General features: G+C 61.7%; 15 protein-coding genes. 8 read left to right on the top strand and 7 right to left on the bottom strand.

Going from position 1 to position 18,381, the window contains the following annotated elements; translation table 11 throughout:
• Positions 1–104 precede the first annotated feature (104 nt).
• Both R4P64_RS15005 and mtr read left to right on the top strand, forming a co-directional pair.
• Positions 105–1,136, top strand: coding sequence for an alpha/beta hydrolase (locus R4P64_RS15005; RefSeq protein WP_317821471.1), 1,032 nt, complete (start codon positions 105–107; stop codon positions 1,134–1,136).
• Positions 1,133–2,509, top strand: a complete 1,377-nt coding sequence (gene mtr / locus R4P64_RS15000) for a mycothione reductase (protein WP_317821469.1) — start codon at positions 1,133–1,135, stop codon at positions 2,507–2,509. The genes R4P64_RS15005 and mtr overlap by 4 nt, the downstream gene beginning before the upstream one ends.
• Before the next feature lie 95 nt (positions 2,510–2,604).
• On the opposite strand, the gene R4P64_RS14995 is transcribed toward mtr, so the two are convergent.
• The gene (locus R4P64_RS14995) at positions 2,605–3,150 is read right to left on the bottom strand and encodes an alpha/beta fold hydrolase (RefSeq protein ID WP_045067266.1); all 546 of its coding nucleotides are present in this window, start codon (positions 3,148–3,150) and stop codon (positions 2,605–2,607) included.
• Between the two features lie 161 nt (positions 3,151–3,311).
• On the opposite strand from R4P64_RS14995, the gene R4P64_RS14990 reads away from it, so the two are divergent.
• Entirely contained in the window at positions 3,312–3,620 is a 309-nt protein-coding gene (locus tag R4P64_RS14990; protein ID WP_033235026.1) for an amphi-Trp domain-containing protein, read from the top strand.
• Between the two features lie 242 nt (positions 3,621–3,862).
• Complete coding sequence (locus R4P64_RS14985; protein ID WP_317821465.1) at positions 3,863–5,260, top strand: DUF1254 domain-containing protein; 1,398 nt, start codon at positions 3,863–3,865, stop codon at positions 5,258–5,260.
• Between the two features lie 177 nt (positions 5,261–5,437).
• Here R4P64_RS14985 and R4P64_RS14980 read toward each other — a convergent pair whose 3' ends face one another.
• From R4P64_RS14980 to R4P64_RS14970, 3 genes are all read right to left on the bottom strand, one after another.
• Positions 5,438–6,418, bottom strand: a complete 981-nt coding sequence (locus R4P64_RS14980; protein WP_317821463.1) for a linear amide C-N hydrolase — start codon at positions 6,416–6,418, stop codon at positions 5,438–5,440.
• 26 nt (positions 6,419–6,444) lie between these two features.
• Positions 6,445–8,352, bottom strand: coding sequence for an alkyl/aryl-sulfatase (locus R4P64_RS14975; protein WP_317821461.1), 1,908 nt, complete (start codon positions 8,350–8,352; stop codon positions 6,445–6,447).
• Between the two features lie 69 nt (positions 8,353–8,421).
• Positions 8,422–9,834, bottom strand: a complete 1,413-nt coding sequence (locus tag R4P64_RS14970; protein WP_317821460.1) for an MFS transporter — start codon at positions 9,832–9,834, stop codon at positions 8,422–8,424.
• Between the two features lie 106 nt (positions 9,835–9,940).
• Between R4P64_RS14970 and R4P64_RS14965 the strand changes: the two genes are divergently transcribed.
• Positions 9,941–10,528, top strand: a complete 588-nt coding sequence (locus R4P64_RS14965) for a helix-turn-helix domain-containing protein (protein ID WP_045067257.1) — start codon at positions 9,941–9,943, stop codon at positions 10,526–10,528.
• Positions 10,529–10,685: 157 nt separating this feature from the next.
• Positions 10,686–12,491 carry an alkyl/aryl-sulfatase gene (locus tag R4P64_RS14960; protein WP_045067256.1) on the top strand — a complete coding sequence of 602 codons (1,806 nt, stop codon included), beginning with the start codon at positions 10,686–10,688 and terminating at the stop codon, positions 12,489–12,491.
• 67 nt (positions 12,492–12,558) lie between these two features.
• Here R4P64_RS14960 and katG read toward each other — a convergent pair whose 3' ends face one another.
• The 3 genes from katG to R4P64_RS14945 all read right to left on the bottom strand — a co-directional run bounded on the left by katG (position 12,559) and on the right by R4P64_RS14945 (position 16,104).
• On the bottom strand, positions 12,559–14,766 hold the full coding sequence (katG, locus tag R4P64_RS14955; RefSeq protein WP_317821457.1) for a catalase/peroxidase HPI: 2,208 nt from the start codon (positions 14,764–14,766) through the stop codon (positions 12,559–12,561).
• 54 nt (positions 14,767–14,820) lie between these two features.
• A complete protein-coding gene (locus R4P64_RS14950; RefSeq protein WP_045067939.1) occupies positions 14,821–15,264 on the bottom strand; it encodes a Fur family transcriptional regulator in 444 nt (147 codons plus the stop codon).
• 210 nt (positions 15,265–15,474) lie between these two features.
• A complete protein-coding gene (locus R4P64_RS14945; RefSeq protein WP_317540592.1) occupies positions 15,475–16,104 on the bottom strand; it encodes a helix-turn-helix domain-containing protein in 630 nt (209 codons plus the stop codon).
• 100 nt (positions 16,105–16,204) lie between these two features.
• Here R4P64_RS14945 and R4P64_RS14940 point away from each other — a divergent pair, with 100 nt between their 5' ends.
• Both R4P64_RS14940 and R4P64_RS14935 read left to right on the top strand, forming a co-directional pair.
• Positions 16,205–17,350 carry a hypothetical protein gene (locus tag R4P64_RS14940; RefSeq protein ID WP_317821453.1) on the top strand — a complete coding sequence of 382 codons (1,146 nt, stop codon included), beginning with the start codon at positions 16,205–16,207 and terminating at the stop codon, positions 17,348–17,350.
• The gene (locus R4P64_RS14935) at positions 17,343–18,374 is read left to right on the top strand and encodes a phosphotransferase family protein (protein ID WP_317821451.1); all 1,032 of its coding nucleotides are present in this window, start codon (positions 17,343–17,345) and stop codon (positions 18,372–18,374) included. Before R4P64_RS14940 ends, R4P64_RS14935 begins: the two co-directional genes overlap by 8 nt.
• Positions 18,375–18,381: the final 7 nt, after the last annotated feature.

Genomic DNA, 18,381 nt, shown 5'->3' with positions numbered 1-18,381 from the left:
CTGCTGTGTTACGCCGAATAGGTTACCTGGGCGTAAGTGCGCCGTTTACCACCCCCAATTGTGCTCTACAACGCCGCCGGGAAACGACGATTAGATTGTGATCTGTGACTACATGGGTTCCAGACGTCCTCGGAGACGCATATCAGCAGCTGACCATTCCTCTCGGAACCGACCCGGACGGTGAGGGTGAGGTCGACGCGACACTCGTCCGCTATCAGCCGCCTGGCGAGGCAGTTCGGGCGAGCCGTGCAGTTCTGTATGTACACGGGTTCACCGATTACTTCTTCCAGAAACATCTGGCGGAGCACTTTGCCGAGCAGGGTTACGCCTTCTTTGCACTGGATCTGCGCAAGTGCGGGCGTTCACTGAAACCGGGCCACACCGCTCACTTTGTGTCGGATCTCGCACTGTACGACGCCGAACTCAACGAGGCCCTGCGCATCGTGAACTCGGAAACCGACGGCAGCGAACTGCTCCTGATGGCGCATTCGACCGGTGGGCTCATCGTTCCGCTGTGGCTGGACCGACTCCAGCGCAAGCCGGGCGGCAGCGCGGGACACGGCATCGCGGGCCTGGTGCTCAACAGCCCGTGGTTCGACTTGCAGGGTCCGCCGATGGTGCGCAGCGTCGGCACCGCCGCCATCGACGCACTGGGACGGGTGTCCGCGAAGACTGTCATCCCCGGCACTGGCTTGCCGACGTACGGCTCGAGCCTGCACGTCTCCGCCAACGGCGAGTGGGACTACAACCTCGACTGGAAGCCGCTCGAAGGCTGCCCGGTCACGTTCGGGTGGATGCGTGCCGTGCGCGGCGGACACGCGCAACTGCACCGCGGCCTGGACATCGGTGTGCCGGCGCTGATCCTGCGCTCGAAGAAATCGGAGTTCGCCAGGGCGTACCACCCCGGCGTCGACCTGGCAGATTCCGTCCTGGATGTGAGGCAGATCGCACGGTGGGCAGGTTGCCTCGGTGATCGGACTACGATCGTTCCCATCGACGGCGCGCGCCACGACGTCTTCCTCTCGACTCAGAAGCCGTTGGCCACAGCCTTTTCCGAACTCGATCAGTGGCTGGAGTGGCTAGAGCGCCATCTGACCGCAGACGCAGACACCACCACACAGGAGAACGCGCAGTGACGCATTACGACCTTGCCATCATCGGAAGCGGCTCGGGGAATTCGTTGCCCGACGAGCGATTCGACGGCAAGAAAATCGCCATCCTCGAGGAAGGCACCTTCGGCGGCACGTGCCTCAACGTCGGATGCATACCGACCAAGATGTTCGTCTACGCGGCAGAGGTCGCGAACACGGTGTCGCATGCCGAGAAATTCGGCGTCGACGCCACCCTGGACGGCGTCCGCTGGTCCGACATCGTCAAGCGTGTCTTCGGCCGGATCGATCCCATCTCCGCGGGCGGCGAACACTACCGCAGCGAGGACAGCCCGAACACCACCGTCTACCGCGGCCACGCCACCTTCACCGGACCGAAGACCATCAACACCGGCACGGGTGAGACCATCACTGCCGACCAGGTTGTGATCGCGGCCGGTTCACGCCCGATCATTCCCGAGGAGATCGCCGGCTCTGGTGTGAAGTACTACACCAACGAAGACATCATGCGCTTGCCGGAACTCCCCGAGCACCTCGTGATCGTCGGCTCGGGTTTCATTGCCACCGAGTTTGCACATGTGTTCTCCGCCTTGGGTTCTCGCGTGTCGATCATCGGCCGCAGCGGGCGCCTCCTGCGTCATCTCGACGACGAGATCTCGGAGCGTTTCACCGAACTCGCCGTCAAGAAGTGGGACGTGCATCTCGGATCACCGATGCAGTCGGTCCGCGCGGACGGTGAGAACATCGCCGTCGAACTGGCAAATGGCACAGTCGTTTCCGGCGACGTTCTGCTCGTTGCGGTGGGCCGCAAGCCCAACGGAGATCTCCTGGACCTCGACAAGGCCGGCATCGAACTCGACGACAACGGCTCCATCGTCGTCGACGAGTACCAGCGAACCACTGCGGAGGGCGTCTTTGCACTCGGCGACGTCTCCTCCCCCTATCAGCTCAAGCACGTGGCCAACCACGAGGCGCGTGTTGTGCAGCACAACCTGCTCCAGGACGCGTGGAACGACACTTCCGGGCTGCGCGCCACCGATCACCGGTTTGTCCCGGCCGCGGTGTTCACCGATCCGCAGATCGCCGATGTCGGAATGACGGAGAAGCAGGCGCGCGACGCCGGACTCGACATCACCGTCAAGGTCCAGGCGTACGGCGACGTCGCCTACGGCTGGGCGATGGAAGATCAGGAAGGTCTCTGCAAGGTCATCGCGGAGCGCGGCACGGGCCGACTCCTGGGCGCTCACGTCATGGGAACCCACGCGCCGACCGTCATCCAGCCACTCATCCAGGCCATGAGTTTCGGGCTGTCCGCGCAGGACATGGCCCGTGGGCAGTACTGGATCCACCCGGCCCTGGCCGAGGTCGTCGAGAACGCGTTGCTAGGGCTCGACATCTAGAACGCTCGACATCTAGGAACACTCGACATCTGTTTCGGAAGAACGCACAAGGCGGGCACCCCCTCGGGGGATGCCCGCCTTGGTGGTTCCCGGGTCTACCAAGGGCTGGTGCGCAACACGATCTCCGTGGCGAGTTCAGCGGGCGCGGACTTCACGATGTCATCGACGCCAGGCACTTCGGCCACCCGGAAATCGGAATACACAAACCGTCCACTGGCGTCGGCGATCGCCCGCCCAGCACTACCGACCACGATGGTTGTCGGCACCTCCACCGGCGGAACTCCGGCGATGTCGGCCGCCGATGGATGGCCACGATCCACCGAAATCAAGCTCGCGAAGCGGCCGAACTGGCGCGCCGCCAACAGCCACGCGAGGTCTGCCCCTTCCCGGTGTCCCACCAGGTTCACCCAGGCGATGTTCAACTCGTCGAGCAGAACCACTGCCGTCTTCTCGTCGAGATTCTCGATCGATTCGACCGCAACCGTGCGCAAATCCGAATTGTGGAGGCGTTCACACACTTTGTCGTATACGTCGACAGGGTCGCCCTTGCCCGGAAGAAGGAGGACCGCGTGCTTACTGACCGGTCCGTCGATCCGAACGGTGCACGACCCCTTGCCCACCGCTACTCGAGTCAGTTCCATGAAAGGCAACGGTACGCGATCCAATCCCCAGGTCGGCGAGCAGCGGACCGAAAATGACAACTCACACAGGAGCGCGGTAATCAGCGGTCGCGCGAAACTCCCACAATCTTTCGATGGTCCAATTACCGTGAACAATGAATCCGCCGAGGTCAGGAGTGATCGTGCCCAAATTGGAGATCAAAAGTAAGTCCGCACTCTCGCGAGCGGAAGTCGCCGAGCGACTGATCGCGCTCGGCCAAGCCCTCGCCAGTGGCTCGGAAGTAGAACTGGGATCGGGCGGCGACTCGATTGAAATCGCTGTCCCTGAACAGGTTCGGTGGGAACTCGAGATCGAGGTAGACGGCAACGAAGTCGAAATCGAAATCGAGATTCACTGGCGCGACGATCCCCCGGCTGAGCCGGCCGCAAAGTCCACGCCTCCGACTAAGGCAGTTCGACGCGGTCGGCCTCGCAAGAGCGCCGCCAAGTAATTCGTTGACATTCCATCGGTGCGCTCCGGCCGAGCTTTCAGAGGTCCCGGCCGTCGCCACTTCGTAACTCTCCGTGTGACAACAGAATCGGGTAGCGGCTCCGAATAGAGTCGCGCGCCCCTCACGCGACTACCCCGCAAATCGATCTGCCACTGCGTCGGACGCAATGCCCTGCCAGGGCTCCAGGGATCATCCGACGCGGGTGATGCCGTCGTCGATACTGACCGTTGATGATCTGTGGCATGGACCAAACACATCCGACATCTGAGACACCCTATGAATTCTCCGGGGGCTACCCGACCGCTGCGACCGCGAAGAAAGCCCACGAGGACGCCTATCTGGAGCGCGCACTCGTCGCCTACCGGTTTTGGTACCCGACAGTGTCCATTGAGGGGATTTTCAACGGCAACCGCGAACTAGGTTTCGACGACAACAAGGCGATGGGAATTGCAGCGACAACCCCTCGGCAGGTCGGATTCACACTCAACTCCGATACCCCCTACGGGGCAGCGGCTTTGGACCTCACTGAGGGGCCGATGGTCGTCGAATTACCGCCCGGAGCGTACATCGGTCTCGTCGACGATCATCACCACAGGTGGATCACCGACATGGGTATCCCCGGGCCTGACCAGGGAGCCGGAGGAAAATACGCCATACTTCCCCCCGATCACACCGGAGAAGTACCGGCAGATCATCACGTCAGTCGGTCGAATTCCTTCAAAGTGCTGGTGGCAGTACGAGCCCTGCCGGTGGGAGGCGATCTCGACGCAGCCAAGGACGCACTCCTCCGAGTGAAGATCTACCGCCTCGGCACCGACAAACTACTCGATGTAATCGACACCAGCACCAAGACCGTCGACAGCACCTGTCTGCGGTGGGAGGACAACCTCGAATTCTGGCGAGTCCTGCACGGCATCCTCGAGGAAGAGCCGCTTGTCGAGGAGTTCCGGCCAATGCACGGACTGCTCGACGGACTCGGAATCGGGAAAGGAACCCCATTCGCACCGACAGACCGCGACGCCGCAGCACTCACGAAGGCCGCCCGAATCGGCCGTGATCAAATGTTGGTGGCGGCATTCGCCGGAACACGCCCTGACCAGGCCGCCTGGACCGATCGGCAGTGGGAATGGGTGGGGTTGGTTCCCGGCAACGCGGACTTCGAGACACCCGCAGGTCTCGATCTCGAAGCCCGTGAGCGGTGGTTCGCGCAGGCCATCGTCGCGTCGCCGGCGATGTTCCGGCGTGTGGAGGGCAGTGGATCGCTGTATTGGCTCGCCACACGCGACAGCACCGGGACATACCTGGACGGCGCCAACGCCTACACACTCACGATCCCGCTGCCGGTCCCTGGCAAGCTCTTCTGGTCCGTCACCATCTACGACGCGCAAACACGTTCGCAAGTGCAGACGGACGGCAACAAGGGAGCGCTCAGATCGTTGTTCGAACTGTCATCGGCTCTGACCTCTGGCAATGAGATCACGCTGCACTTCGGTCCGACCCAACCAGACGATGCGGCGGACAACTGGCTGGAAACGGTTCCAGGTCGCGGATGGTTCGCATACATCCGTATCTACGGACCCGAAGCCGCAGCATTCGACGGCAGCTGGCGTCCCGGAGACTTCACCCCGGCAAAACGCTGAAGCTAGCTGGGCATCGACCGCCCACTGTTCGCCCTGCACCGCACTGAACGGGTGACAGGTCTGGAGGTCAGAAGCTTTTCCTCCCAGGGGAGGATGCCAAGCCGAAAGCCCCCACGCCGCCAGGGCAACAGTGGCGAGCGGTCGGTAGCTGTACCGTCACCGCGGCATCGCCCACCCCTACAACCCGGCAAAGGTGAACGGTTCAGCGGGTTTGAACTGATCGGTGGAATCCCCCGAAAATACGGTGCTCTCGTCCGGCCCGAGTTCGAGCTTCCGGACGGTTGACCCCTCACTCAGATCGATCGACGACACATCCACCCAGAAAGTGTTCGGCGTCATCGCCGATTCGAAGAAGTAGAGCCGACGTTTGTGATCGACGACCGTGCGCCACCGCGTCGAGGATATGTTCGGCTCGTCGGGAGTCGAAATACCCAGGGGCACTGACACGTTCCGGATGACACTGAAGGTCGCGGCCAACGCCGCCCTCGGATCGTCGGTCTTCGGGACTGCGTCGACATAGAACGATGCACGGGCAAAACGATCCGCAGCTCGATTGGTACCGGGCAACATGACGGTTCCGTTGATCTGCTTCCAGTACTCGTTGACGGCGAGTTGTTTGTCGAAGATCGGAGAATTTGTCATCACCTGATGCTCACGACTGTGGTGAATTGTCTGTCGGCCACCGATGTACTCGATGATGGCGCTGTCACCGCGAGCGTCCGAGAGCGACATATGCAGTGTTGCCAAGCGGTCTTCTCCCGGAACGGCCGCAGTCACGATGGTGAATGGCTCCGCTGCCAGCACCTCGACGGCTTCCGCGACGCTCCCACACCGGTCCAACACGTACTGCGCCCACGCAGCAATCGACAGGCCTGGAGTTGATCCGTCGTATTCCGGATACTCGGATTCAACGAGCCACAACAGATTTGCGGACAGTCCTGCGTCGTTGACTCCATCCGTCGTGCACATGTCGTAAGCGGAAGCCACAACACTGCCGTACAACGATGTCCACGTTATCGAATTCGGCCCGGCGCAGCCTTCACGCTCCATGCCACGGGGAAATGCCCACAGATTGGTACCGAGATCGAGCTTCCAGTCCATCGACCGGGCAGTGATCACGGTGTCGTTCGGTCCTAGGTAAACCAATCGCGTACACATCGAGAAAATCTCCCTTCGTCTCTGGGTTACGGCGTGACGATATTGAAGGTGGGATCGAAGGTATCCAACAACCCTCCGAGCGTCTTCAAAGCCGAATCGTCGCCGTCGAGCGAGATTTTCCCGGCCCTGGCCAACTCGGGCGCTGCACCTGGTTGCAGAAGTGCGCCGATCAGCGCAGGTTTCGGCCCCGAGACCGTCAGCTGCGTGTTCGACGCCGCCCCCCGCCTGGCATTGAGAACGCCACGCTTGACCCACGTCGTCCATGTCTCGTCGTCGTGATCGGTGAACACGAAATCGATGCGGAGATCGACGTCAGCTGCCTTGTCGCCGATGAGATGTACTGCGACGAAGTCGAACAGGATATCGATGGGCATCGCGAGGACACTGTCCTCACTTGCCGTGATGTAGGGCGGAGGTTGCGAGCCTTCACGTAATTCCAGGGCGGCTGTCAGGTAGATCCCGCGCCACTGCGGCCCTTCGGCTTGATACCCCATCTGTTCGTAGACGTCGGCCTGGAGGTTCTTCGCCTCGGTGTTCTCTGGTTGCGCGAACACCAACTTGTGCAGGATCTCAGCTGCCCAGCGGTAGTCCCCCGCATCGAAAGCCCGCTTTCCCTCGTCCAGAATCTTCTGTGCACCAAGGAGATCGACAAACCGTCTAGACGACTCCACCGGTGGATGCGGATGGAGCGACACCGGATCGCCGTCCCACATTCCCAGTTCCTTGGTGTAGACGGCGCGAACGTCGTGGTGCAGTGTTCCGTGATATCCGCGGTTGTACCACTTGCGGCCGAGTTCGTCCGGTAACTCGATGACCTCGGCAGCTTCGAGCGGCGTGTATCCCTTGTTCGCTAGTCGCAGAGCCTGATCGTGGATGTATTTGTATGTGTCTCTTTGTGATTCGATGAAGGTAACCAGGTTCTCGTTGCCCCACACCGGCCACGTGTGCGGACCGTAATGAACAGCTGCGTCGTCTCCCCACCGTTCGAGAGTCTCGTCCAGATACCGAGCGAAGTTGCGGGCATCGCGAGTACGCGCACCCCGCAGGGTCTGGATGTTGTGGAGCGAATGATTGGCATTCTCCGCACAGGTCAAGGCCGCGAGTTCGGGGATCCAGATATGCATTTCCTCCGGAGCCTCGGTGTCCGGCGCATAAAGGAATTCGAACTCCAGACCCGCAATTTCGCGTTTCGTTCCCGTTTCGGTGATGCCGTCGGTGGGGGAAATATACGAGATCCGAGGTCCTTTGGTGCTGAGCACACCGATTCCGCAGGAGACTGCGCCCTTCGGACCGAGGTCGAGTAATCCACCGAAGGCATAGAACGACCGCCTGGCCATCGCATTGCCGGCAACAACATTTTCACCGATTGCAAACTTGTCGAACGAGGCAATCGTGCCCGGCGCGATGATCGGCACCTTCCCCGACGCAACGTCGTCGACATCGACGATTCCCTTGACGCCGCCGTAATGGTCGATGTGCGTATGCGTGTAGATAATTGCCGCAACCGGCTTGTCGCTGACGTGCTCGCGAATCATCTTCATGCCTTGGCGGGCCGATTCCACACCCGCCATGCAGTCGATGACGATCAGACCTTCGTCACCTTCTACGACCGTCAGGTTGGCCAGGTCGTTGTTTCGCACCTGATAGAGGCGATCCGTCACCTGGTAGAGCCCGCCTCTGCGTATTACCTGACTCTGGCGCCACAGACTGGGGTTGACGGTGTCCGGGGCGGGAACGTCGTCACCGATGTATTCCATCGCCTCGGGATCGAAGACCACATGCCCGTCGTCGCCGAGCACATTGCCCGGTAGCGGAGCGATCAAGCCGCGATCCGCGTCCACGAAGTCTTGCCGGTCCTCCATCGCATATCGCTCGACTGCTTCGCGATTCACCGTCACGGTGGCCGGTGTTGCGTCCTTGGGCGTCTGGCACATGGCACTCCCCGTTCGGTTACGACGATCGGTTACGCCCCCATCTCTATCTGGCCGACGGGGTAGTTGGAATCACCCTTGCTGGGTGAACCGAGTCGGCTGAGCCGATACACACGCGATGGCAAGAACAACCAACCCACACCCGACAACAAGCATCCACCCCGCGTGTGATGCCTGCGCGACGTCCGACTCGACAGTGTTCGCGACAAAGCCACCGGCCAGTGCGACGCCGAGAGCAGCGCCGAACTGTCTTGCACTGGATGTGATTCCACCAGCGAGTCCGGCTTGCGATTGAGGCAGTCCGCTGACAGCAGTGTTGGTGATGGGGGCATTCGAGAAACCGAACCCGATACCGAGAAACAGGTAGGCGACAAGCACAGTCGAAAGTCCGGTGTTGTTGTCGAGCGATACTAGACACAGGCCGCCCAACGCGGTGAAACTTCCCGCGATCAGCAGCGGTAACCGCGGCCCGGCGCGTCCGACCAGAATCCCCGACAACGGTGCGCACACGGTTGCTGCAACGGCCATCGGGAGAATCACGACGCCCGCGGCGGCCGGGGTCATGCCGCGCGCTTGTTGCAGGTAGAGCGTGCCGAGCAGCAGCGTCGCGTTCAATGCCACGAACACCACAACTGCGCCGAGAACCGCCGCGGAAAACGGTCTGTGCCGAAACAGTGCAGGGTCGACGAGTGGTTCGGCTTTTCTCGATTCGACAGCAATGAACGAAGCCAGAGCTAGCGCGACTGCGATGCAACCGACCACCGCACCGGGTGACGTCCATCCGATTCGTGGGCCCTCGATGAGCAGCGCCACCGCACCGCCCACAACAGCGACCAACAGTATTTGTCCCGGCAGGTCGAGCCTTCGCGCCTGCGGAGCGCGCGATTCCGGCACGAACACGGCAGTCAACACCAGAACAATCACGATCACCGGGACGTTGACCCAGAACACGGAGCGCCAACCGAAGCTCTCGATGAGCACTCCACCGACAATCGGCCCGACGGCCATACTCAGACCGAAGACCGCCGCCCACACGCCGATCGCCCTGGCTCGCTCCTTCGGGTCGGTCATCACGTTGACCACGATTGCGAGCGCGACCGGACTCAACATCGAACCGCCAACGCCCTGTGCAATTCTCGCGGCGATCAGCACGCCTACTGACGGCGCAAGTGCGCACGCAATCGACGCGATTCCGAACACGACCAGTCCGATCTGGAACACGCGTCTACGGCCGAACCTGTCGGCCAGGGCTCCGGACGAGATCAGTAAGCCCGCCAGAACGAGTGTGTATGCGTTGACGACCCATTCGAGACCAGGGATGCCGACGTGGAAACTTGCCCCGATCGTCGGCAGCGCGACATTGACGATGGTGGTGTCCAATCCGACCACGAACAAACTCGTGCAGCAGATTGCCAGGACGCCCCACCGCCGTCGGGCATGCGTTCCGATCGCCTGCGGTCTATCGATTCCGCTCGGAGGTTTCATCGTTGGACTCCCTTTGTGCTGATGCTGTGGTCGCCTGTCGAAAGGATCGTCGCAACCGGGCAGGCAAACTCGGTAGGGAATTTGCGGAAACTGCAAAGATGAGCACATGGATACCGAACTGGAGAAGATGCTCAGCGATATCGGACCGAGATTGCGGGCACTTCGTCGCGATCGCGACATGACCCTCGAAGCTCTGTCCGACGCCACCGGTATCTCCGTCAGCGCACTGTCCCGACTCGAGTCGGGCAAGCGTCGTCCTACCCTCGATTTGCTTGTGCCTCTTGCCCGAACCCACCGTGTGGCTCTGGACCAACTCGTTGGGGCGCCCGCCACCGGGGACCCCAGAGTCCACCTCACACCGAGTCGTCGCCGAAACGGGAGCGCTGTAGTGCCGTTGACGCGCTACCCGGGCCGGGTTCAGGTCTTCAAGCAGGTGATCGGGCCTCGCCCGCCGAAACTCGTCACACATGCCGGATACGAGTGGCTGTACGTTCTCGCCGGCGACCTACGCCTGATTCTCGGCGAGCACGAGGTTGTCCTCCGGCCAGGAGAAGTAGCGGAGTTCGACACCGCGGAACCCCATTGGTTCGGCCCGGCAGATGACCAGGTTGTCGAGATCCTGCACCTGTTTGGCCCCAGCGGCGACAAGGCCCGCGTGCGCACGAACTCGAAAACTATTGCCGCACAAAAGTGAGACCTCCGGCTGATCTGCCTGCGACGGCGAGTCGGCACGAGGCGTTCAGTGGCGTTCGGTGCCACTCGATTCACCCGCCGCGGATGATGCGCCGAGCAGTGCGGAATTCGACCATGTGAGGACGGGATCATCGACTCTTCGAGGGAGCTGCATCGATATGGCGCTGGATTACTCCGATCGCACGGATTTCGACAACGCCGAGCGGGGCTTCATCGCCACGCTAGAACCGCTTACCATCAAGAACGCCGACGGACGGATCGTTTTCGATCTGTCCGGCTACAGCTATCTCGACGAACCGTGCCCGGAAACAGTTCATCCGAGCCTGTTTCGTCAGGCGCAGCTCTGCGTCAAGAACGGACTCTTCGAGGTCACCGACGGGATCTATCAGATCCGCGGGTTCGATATTTCCAACATGACGATCGTCGAGGGCGATACCGGCGTCATCGTGATCGACCCGATGATCTCCGCCGAGTGCGCTGCCGCAGGTCTTGCGCTCTACCGCGAGCACCGCGGTGACCGTCCGGTCACCGGCTTGATCTATACCCATTCACACGCAGACCATTTCGGCGGCGTGATGGGAGTTCTGCCGGACGGCGCCGGCGACGTGCCGATCATCGCGCCCGAAGGATTTCTCGAACACGCGGTATCGGAAAACGTCTATGCGGGAACGGCAATGAACCGTCGCGCGAACTACCAATATGGCTACACATTGGACGTCGGACCAGAGGGCCAAGCCAGTCTCGGACTCGGCATTCAGACATCCGGTGGATCGGTGGGTCTGATCCCCCCAACTGTCGACATCACCCGTACCGGGCAGGAGGAAACCGTCGACGGAGTGCGGATCGTCTTCCAGATCACGCCGGGCACCGAAGCGCCGTCGGAGATGAACTTCCACTTTCCGGGCAGCCGCGCATTGTGCGTCGCCGAAAACGCCACGCACAACCTGCACAACATCCTCACACTTCGGGGCGCGCTGGTACGTGACCCACGCATCTGGTCCCATTACCTCGACGAGGCTGTCGAATTGTTCGCGCCGGATTCCGACGTCGTATTCGCGTCACACCATTGGCCCACATGGGGATCCGAGAACATCGTGCAGTTCCTGACAGAGCAGCGGGATATGTACGCGTACCTGCACGATCAGACGTTGCGGATGGTCAACATCGGACTGACCGGCAGCGAAATCGCCGAGGCGATCACGCTTCCCGCGTCGCTCGACGACGCCTGGCACGTGCGCGGTTACTACGGATCGGTCAGTCACAACGTCAAAGCGATCTACCAGCGATACATGGGCTGGTTCGACGGTCATCCCAGCTCACTCTGGCAGCACCCGCCGGAGCAGTTGGCGGCCCGCTACGTCGACGTGATCGGTGGCGTACCGGCAGTGCTCGACAAGGCGCGCGGCTACATCGATGCCGGTGACACGCGGTTCGCGGCCGAACTGCTCAAGCACGCGGTATTTGCCGAACCAGACAACACGGAAGCGAGAAACGCTCTCGCAGATCTCTACACCACGCTCGGCTACGGCGCCGAAAATCCGACCTGGCGCGGTTTCTACCTCACCGGAGCGAAGGAACTGCGCGGCGAAATCACCCCACCACCCATCGATCTCGGCACCGGAATGGCAGCGGCACTGACGGTGGAGCAACTCTTCGACACACTCGCCATCCGCGTCAACGGGCCCCGCGCCGGGGGTGAAAAGCTCTGCATCGAGTGGATTTTCACCGATCTCGACACAAAAGTCCGCATGACCCTCTCCAATGGCGCGCTGATACAGACACCCAACCCGCGGACCAAGGCAACCGCCGATCTCACCCTCACGTTGACCAAAGCCCAGTTGCTCGGGTTGCTGGCCGGCGGCGGACTGGACGGTATCGAGCATTCCGGCGACCCGGCGACGATACAGCGGCTCCTCGGGCTACTCGACAGTCCCGATCCGGCATTTGCGATTGTGACTCCCTGAACGAATACGTAAGGCCCACCCGGCAATTGATTGCCGGGTGGGCCTTACGTATTCAGCAGGGCGGCGATCAGTCGAGGTCGAACCGATCGAGTTCCATCACCTTGGTCCACGCGCTCGCGAAGTCCTCCACGAACTTCTGCTGTGCGTCCGCACTTGCGTATACCTCTGCGAGAGCACGCAGTTCCGAGTTCGATCCGAAGACAAGATCGACGGCAGTGGCAGAGTATTTGACGTCACCGGTTGCCCGGTCACGACCCTCGTAGACGTTCTCCGACGACGTGGACGGCTTCCACTCCGTACCCATGTCGAGGAGATTGACGAAGAAGTCGTTGGTCAACGCCTGCGGCCGATCGGTCAGCACACCGTGGGCGGTACCCCCGACGTTGGCGTTCAGCCCGCGAAGGCCGCCGACCAGCACCGTCATCTCCGGCGGGGTCAACGTCAACATGTATGCCCGGTCGACAAGCAGGATTTCGGCCGGAATCTTCTCCCCGCCGCGCAGGTAGTTCCTGAATCCGTCTGCCCGGGGTTCGAGAACCGCAAAGGACTCCACGTCCGTCTGTTCCTGCGACGCGTCCGCCCGACCGGGGGTGAACGAGACAGAGACTTCGTGGCCGGCGTCCTTGGCGGCCTTCTCGACCGCCGCGGTTCCTGCCAGAACAATCAGATCGGCAAGCGAGACCTTCGCTCCGCCGGACTGGGAATTGAAGTCCTGCTGGATCTGCTCGAGTGCAATCAATACCGTCGACAACTCGGCGGGACTGTTTGCCTCCCAACTCTTCTGCGGCTCGAGGCGAATCCGGGCTCCGTTTGCGCCGCCGCGCATATCGGTGCCACGGAAACTCGCCGCCGACGCCCAGGCGGTAGACACCAACTGCGAGATCGACAGCCCGGACTCCAGTACCTTGCTCTTGAGGGCAGCAATATCCGTATCACCGATCACCGGGGCAGCGGCGTTGGGAACGGGATCCTGCCACAGCTGCGGTTCCGGAATCCACGGACCGAGATAGCGAGTCACCGGTCCCATGTCTCGGTGCAGCAGCTTGTACCAGGCCTTGGCGAACTCCTCGGCAAATTCGTCCGGGTGATCGAGCCAACGGCGCGTGATCTTCTCGTATGCAGGATCGAGCCGCAGCGACAGGTCCGTGGTCAGCATGGTCGGAGAACGCTTCACCGACGAATCGAACGGGTCCGGGATCGTGCCGGCGCCGGCGCCGTCCTTGGGCGTCCACTGCCACGCGTCAGCGGGGCTCTTGGTCAGTTCCCACTCGTAGCCGTAGAGAATTTCCAGGAACGAGTTGTCCCACTGCGTCGGCGTATTCGTCCACACGACCTCGAGGCCGCTGGTGATCGCGTCCTTCCCCACGCCAGTGCCGAAGGAACTCTTCCAGCCCAAGCCTTGCTGTTCGATCGGAGCGCCTTCGGGTTCGGGCCCGACGAGATCGGCGGGGCCGGCCCCATGAGTCTTACCGAAGGTGTGTCCGCCGGCGATCAGCGCCGCTGTCTCGACGTCGTTCATCGCCATGCGCGCAAAGGTTTCGCGGATATCGCGAGCAGCGGCGACCGGATCGGGCTGCCCGTTCGGTCCCTCCGGGTTCACGTAGATCAAACCCATCTGCACTGCGCCGAGCGGACCGGACAGCTCACGATCGCCGCTGTACCGCTCGTCTCCGAGCCACGAGTCCTCCGGGCCCCAGTACATTTCCTCCGGCTCCCAGATGTCCTCGCGACCGAACCCGAAGCCAAAGGTCTTGAACCCCATGGACTCCAAGGCGCAGTTGCCGGCAAAAACCAGAAGGTCGGCCCACGAGATCTGCTTGCCGTATTTCTGCTTGACGGGCCACAGCAAGCGGCGAGCCTTGTCGAGGCTTGCGTTGTCCGGCCAACTGTTCAGCGGCGCAAACCGTTGTGCGCCTTGACCTCCACCGCCGCGTCCGTCCGCGATGCGGTAGGTACCCGCGGCGTGCCAACTCATCCGAATGAACAGACCACCGTAGTGACCGTAGTCTGCGGGCCACCAGTCCTGCGACGTTGTCATCAAGTCGATGACGTCGCGCTTGAGAGCGTCGACGTCGAGTTTCGCGAACTCCGCCGCGTAATCGAAGTCCGAACCCAAAGGGTTGGATTTGGGCGAATGAACACGCAACACCGAAAGGTTTGGCTGGTTCGGCCACCAGTCCTGGTTTGTCATCGGACGATGCGCCGTGGGCGTCGGAGCCGAGATCGCGGGATTTTCACTTTCGCTTCCCCCCTGCGACTTTCCTTCAGGGGCCATCGGGCAACTATCGGACACGTTAATCCCTCCATGAACAAATAGATCCGACTCCGATCACGGGTGTGATCGCGAACTCTGTGATGCCACGCAGTCGGGGCACATCCCCCAGAAGACAACTTCGACTTCGACGAACTCGAAGCCGTCGTAATCCGGTGGCGTCAGACAAGGTGCCTCGCCAACTGCGCAATCGACGTCCGACACCGTCCGGCACGATCGGCAGACGACGTGATGATGGTTGTCACCAACCCTCAACTCGTAGAGAGCCACTGAACCGGAAGGCTGAATCCGCCGCACGATTCCCACTGAGGTCAACGCATGCAGTACGTCGTACACCGCTTGGCGAGACACTCCCGGTAGAACCGCCCGCACAGCATCGAAAATCGAATCCGTCGGGGCATGTGGACGCGCATGCAGCGCTTCGAGCACCGCAACCCGTGGTCGGGTCACACGGAGCTCTGCGTCACGCAGTTGTGCTGGAAAGTCCGGCGTCGAGGACACCCCACTACTATGACGCGGATTTCTGGACTGATCCAAGACTTTCGCGAAAATAGTTGGAATTGACGCCAACCGAATGGTTTCGAGCTCGAATTGATTCCGGATTGTTGCCACAGACGTCTCGGTGGCCGTTATCCTCCGGCGCAGTATCCGAGCGGAACCAACGGGCCGACCGACGCGCAGGGTCGAATCCCTTACCTAGCCTGAATGCAATTACTCGGCGTTGATATCGCTGCGCGTAGAGGTGATCAGCAGCGCCAATGATGCGGCGGTTCGGGTGCAGAAAGCGTCGGCGTCGGTGAGTCCACTGGTGAGTCCGCGGACAATCGTGGCCGCAACGAGGAAATCGAAGGCGACATCGGTGGCGGCGGCAACGTCCGCCTCGGACCGCTCCGGGTACTCGGCGCGCACCCGCTCGAGGAGTGCCAGTCGGGCGGGATACTCGGAACTGAGAACCAGTCGCTGGTAAGCGCCTTCCTCTTGTTGATATGCAGAGAGTAAGCCCGGAATGGCTGCGCGAGTTGCCGGTTCCGCCACTTGCGTGAGGAACCATCGCGTCCAGATCAGTATGTCCTCGCGCAAGTTCGAGGTAGTCGCGGGCAATGCACCATTCTGCATGCCGAACACCGCTTCTTCGATAATCGATTCGCGAGTTGCCCAGCGCCGATAGATCGCTGCCGTGCCCAGGTTCGCTCGTCGGGCGATCGCCGTGATGGTGGTTTTCTGGTATCCGAGCTCTACGAGCAATTCCCGGGTGGCGGCGAGAACGGCCAGGTCTACCTGAGGATCGCGGGGCCTCCCCACGCCAGCGGTACCGGTTCGACGATCTCTGCGTTCATCCACATCCGCGGACATTACCGGAGATATATTTGCCGAAAACTATTACGTTGCGATGCGCTCCGTAATAGATTGAAAACATCCATCCACCACGAAGGGGCCCGCAGTGATCACTCCGCACGACGAACTGCTCATCCACCAACTACCCACGACACTCGACCACGTCTCGCAAAGCGACCTGCGTTGGACCGAACGCATCGTGATGTACGGGTTCGACAAAACCGGCGAGGTCTCCGTCATGACCGGCCTGGCCAAATACCCGAACCGCAACGTCCTCGACGCCTACGCGATGGTCACGCGCAAGGGCGAGGAGGCTCGCGTGGTTCGTCTGTCGACCGAACTGAACCCGCAGACCGGCGCTCTTGCGGCCTGGAGCGTCGGGCCGTACACCTACGAGATCGTCGAACCGCTGCGCAAGGTTCGCTCGACCGTCGAGTCGAACGAGCACGGACTGAGCCTGCAACTCGATTTCTCCGGCGACTTTCCGGTCTACGAGCAGACGGCAGCATTCCACCGCACCCGTGGCAGAGTGCGCGAGGACGCCCGTCGCTTCTACCAGAACGGCACGATCACCGGCTGGATCGAGATCGACGGCGAGCGCATCGAGATCGATCCGGACAACTGGTGGTTCGGTCGTGACCACTCGTGGGGCGTTCGCCACGGCGGCGGGGGCGGCAGCCTGTCGGAGGGCGCGAACCTGCAGCCGTCGGAGGTTCCGGAGGGAGTCCTGTACTACATGGGGATCTTCCAATTCGACGACGAGGTAGTGCATTTCGCGCAGCGCGAAACGAGCACGGGAGCGCGTTGGCAGTTCGAGGGCGAGGTGCTCTTCCCGATCGACTGCGGCAAGGACGCATTGCCCATCATCGACGTCGAACACGACCTGAAGTTCCGTGACGATCTGCGCGTCGTGAAATCCGGTACCTTCACCGTGCATCGCGCCGACCGAACCACCGACGTCATCGAAGTGAATCCGGTGTGTGATTTCTGGCCGGGACTCGCCGGTTACGACGAATACCGCGGTTACGCCTCGGGCATGTACCGCGGCAAGGACTTCAGCGACAGCTTCACAGTGGACATCACCAACCTCGACGAGATCCGCCAAGTGAGCATGCTCAGCGAAACACTGTGCGAGGTTCGGATGGGTGACAAGATCGGGCACGGACTGGTCGAGATGGTTTTCATGGGTGTGAACCCCCGGTACGGGTACACGGACTGGTCGGCAAACCGGACGGACGCACACAATGACTGAACGTGTCGGCGCGGAAGCCCTGGCATCGACCCTGGAACCCGTTGTTCGCGAACAGATTCCAGGCGCACAGGAAGCGAAGATCGTCGCCTGGCAACGCACCGAGCGCGGGTTCTCGACCGAGACATACCTGTTCGAGCTGGAAGGGTCCGAAAATTCGGGGGCGGGCTTCGTGTTCCGACGCCCACCCGAGATCTCCCTGTTTCCCGACTACGACCTACGACGCCAGTATTTGGTGTCGAAGCGACTTGCCGGCACCGATCTGCCTGTCCCCCGGATGCTCTGGATAGACAACGACGACAATGCTCTCGGCGGGCCGTACTACGTCATGGAACGCATCGGAAATGCCGAGGCTCCCAGCGATTTTCCGTCGTATCACACCGCCGGAAACTACTTCGAGGCCGACGAGCAGAGTCGGGCGCGGATGTGGTGGGGCTGCGTCGAGACGATGGCCCAGATCCATCAACTCGACCCCGGCGAGCTTCGCCTCGACTTTCTCTCCATGCCGAGGTTCGGGGACAGACCGATCGAGCAGGCCGTGAACTATCTCGACTGGGCCGTGCGTTGGGCAGCGCCGAGTCTGTCGCCGGTAATGGAGAAGGCACTGTCGTGGCTCCGCGCGAATATCTACGAGCCCGAACATGTCACGTTGTGTTGGGGCGATGCGCGCATGTCGAACATCCTCTACAGCCCGGACCATTCCGTTGCCGGTGTGCTCGACTGGGAAATGGCGTATCTGGGTGATCACGAAGCCGACCTGGCGTGGATGCTGTTCCTCGACTGGGCCTGCAGCGAGTTCGAGGGTCACCCATCTCTGCCTGGCACACCGACCCGGGAGCAGACGATCGCCCGCTACGAGGAACTGACAGGATGGCCGGTCCGGAACCTGTTGTTCAACGAGGTGCTCGCTGCGGTGCTGTTGTCGGTTCCGCTACTGCGACTGTCCACGCACCTACAACTCGGTGAGCACGCGGACATCACCGCATTCTGTAGCCGCCGCCTCGAGCAATTGTTGGAGCACACCTAGCACGGCC

The sequence above is a fragment of the Rhodococcus sp. IEGM 1366 genome (assembly GCF_033142425.1).
Taxonomy (GTDB): Bacteria; Actinomycetota; Actinomycetes; order Mycobacteriales; family Mycobacteriaceae; genus Rhodococcus_F; species Rhodococcus_F globerula.
Note: the sequence above shows the minus strand (reverse complement) of the source record. Positions and strands in the feature narration are given on the sequence as shown.

Coding starts and splice junctions, on each gene's coding strand:
- R4P64_RS14995 (WP_045067266.1), bottom strand. CDS start 3,150: ATGGAACTGACTCGAGTAGCGGTGGGCAAGGGGTCGTGCACCGTTCGG.
- R4P64_RS14985 (WP_317821465.1), top strand. CDS start 3,863: ATGGACCAAACACATCCGACATCTGAGACACCCTATGAATTCTCCGGG.
- R4P64_RS14980 (WP_317821463.1), bottom strand. CDS start 6,418: ATGTGTACGCGATTGGTTTACCTAGGACCGAACGACACCGTGATCACT.
- R4P64_RS14975 (WP_317821461.1), bottom strand. CDS start 8,352: ATGTGCCAGACGCCCAAGGACGCAACACCGGCCACCGTGACGGTGAAT.
- R4P64_RS14970 (WP_317821460.1), bottom strand. CDS start 9,834: ATGAAACCTCCGAGCGGAATCGATAGACCGCAGGCGATCGGAACGCAT.
- R4P64_RS14965 (WP_045067257.1), top strand. CDS start 9,941: ATGGATACCGAACTGGAGAAGATGCTCAGCGATATCGGACCGAGATTG.
- R4P64_RS14960 (WP_045067256.1), top strand. CDS start 10,686: ATGGCGCTGGATTACTCCGATCGCACGGATTTCGACAACGCCGAGCGG.
- katG (WP_317821457.1), bottom strand. CDS start 14,766: ATGGCCCCTGAAGGAAAGTCGCAGGGGGGAAGCGAAAGTGAAAATCCC.
- R4P64_RS14935 (WP_317821451.1), top strand. CDS start 17,343: ATGACTGAACGTGTCGGCGCGGAAGCCCTGGCATCGACCCTGGAACCC.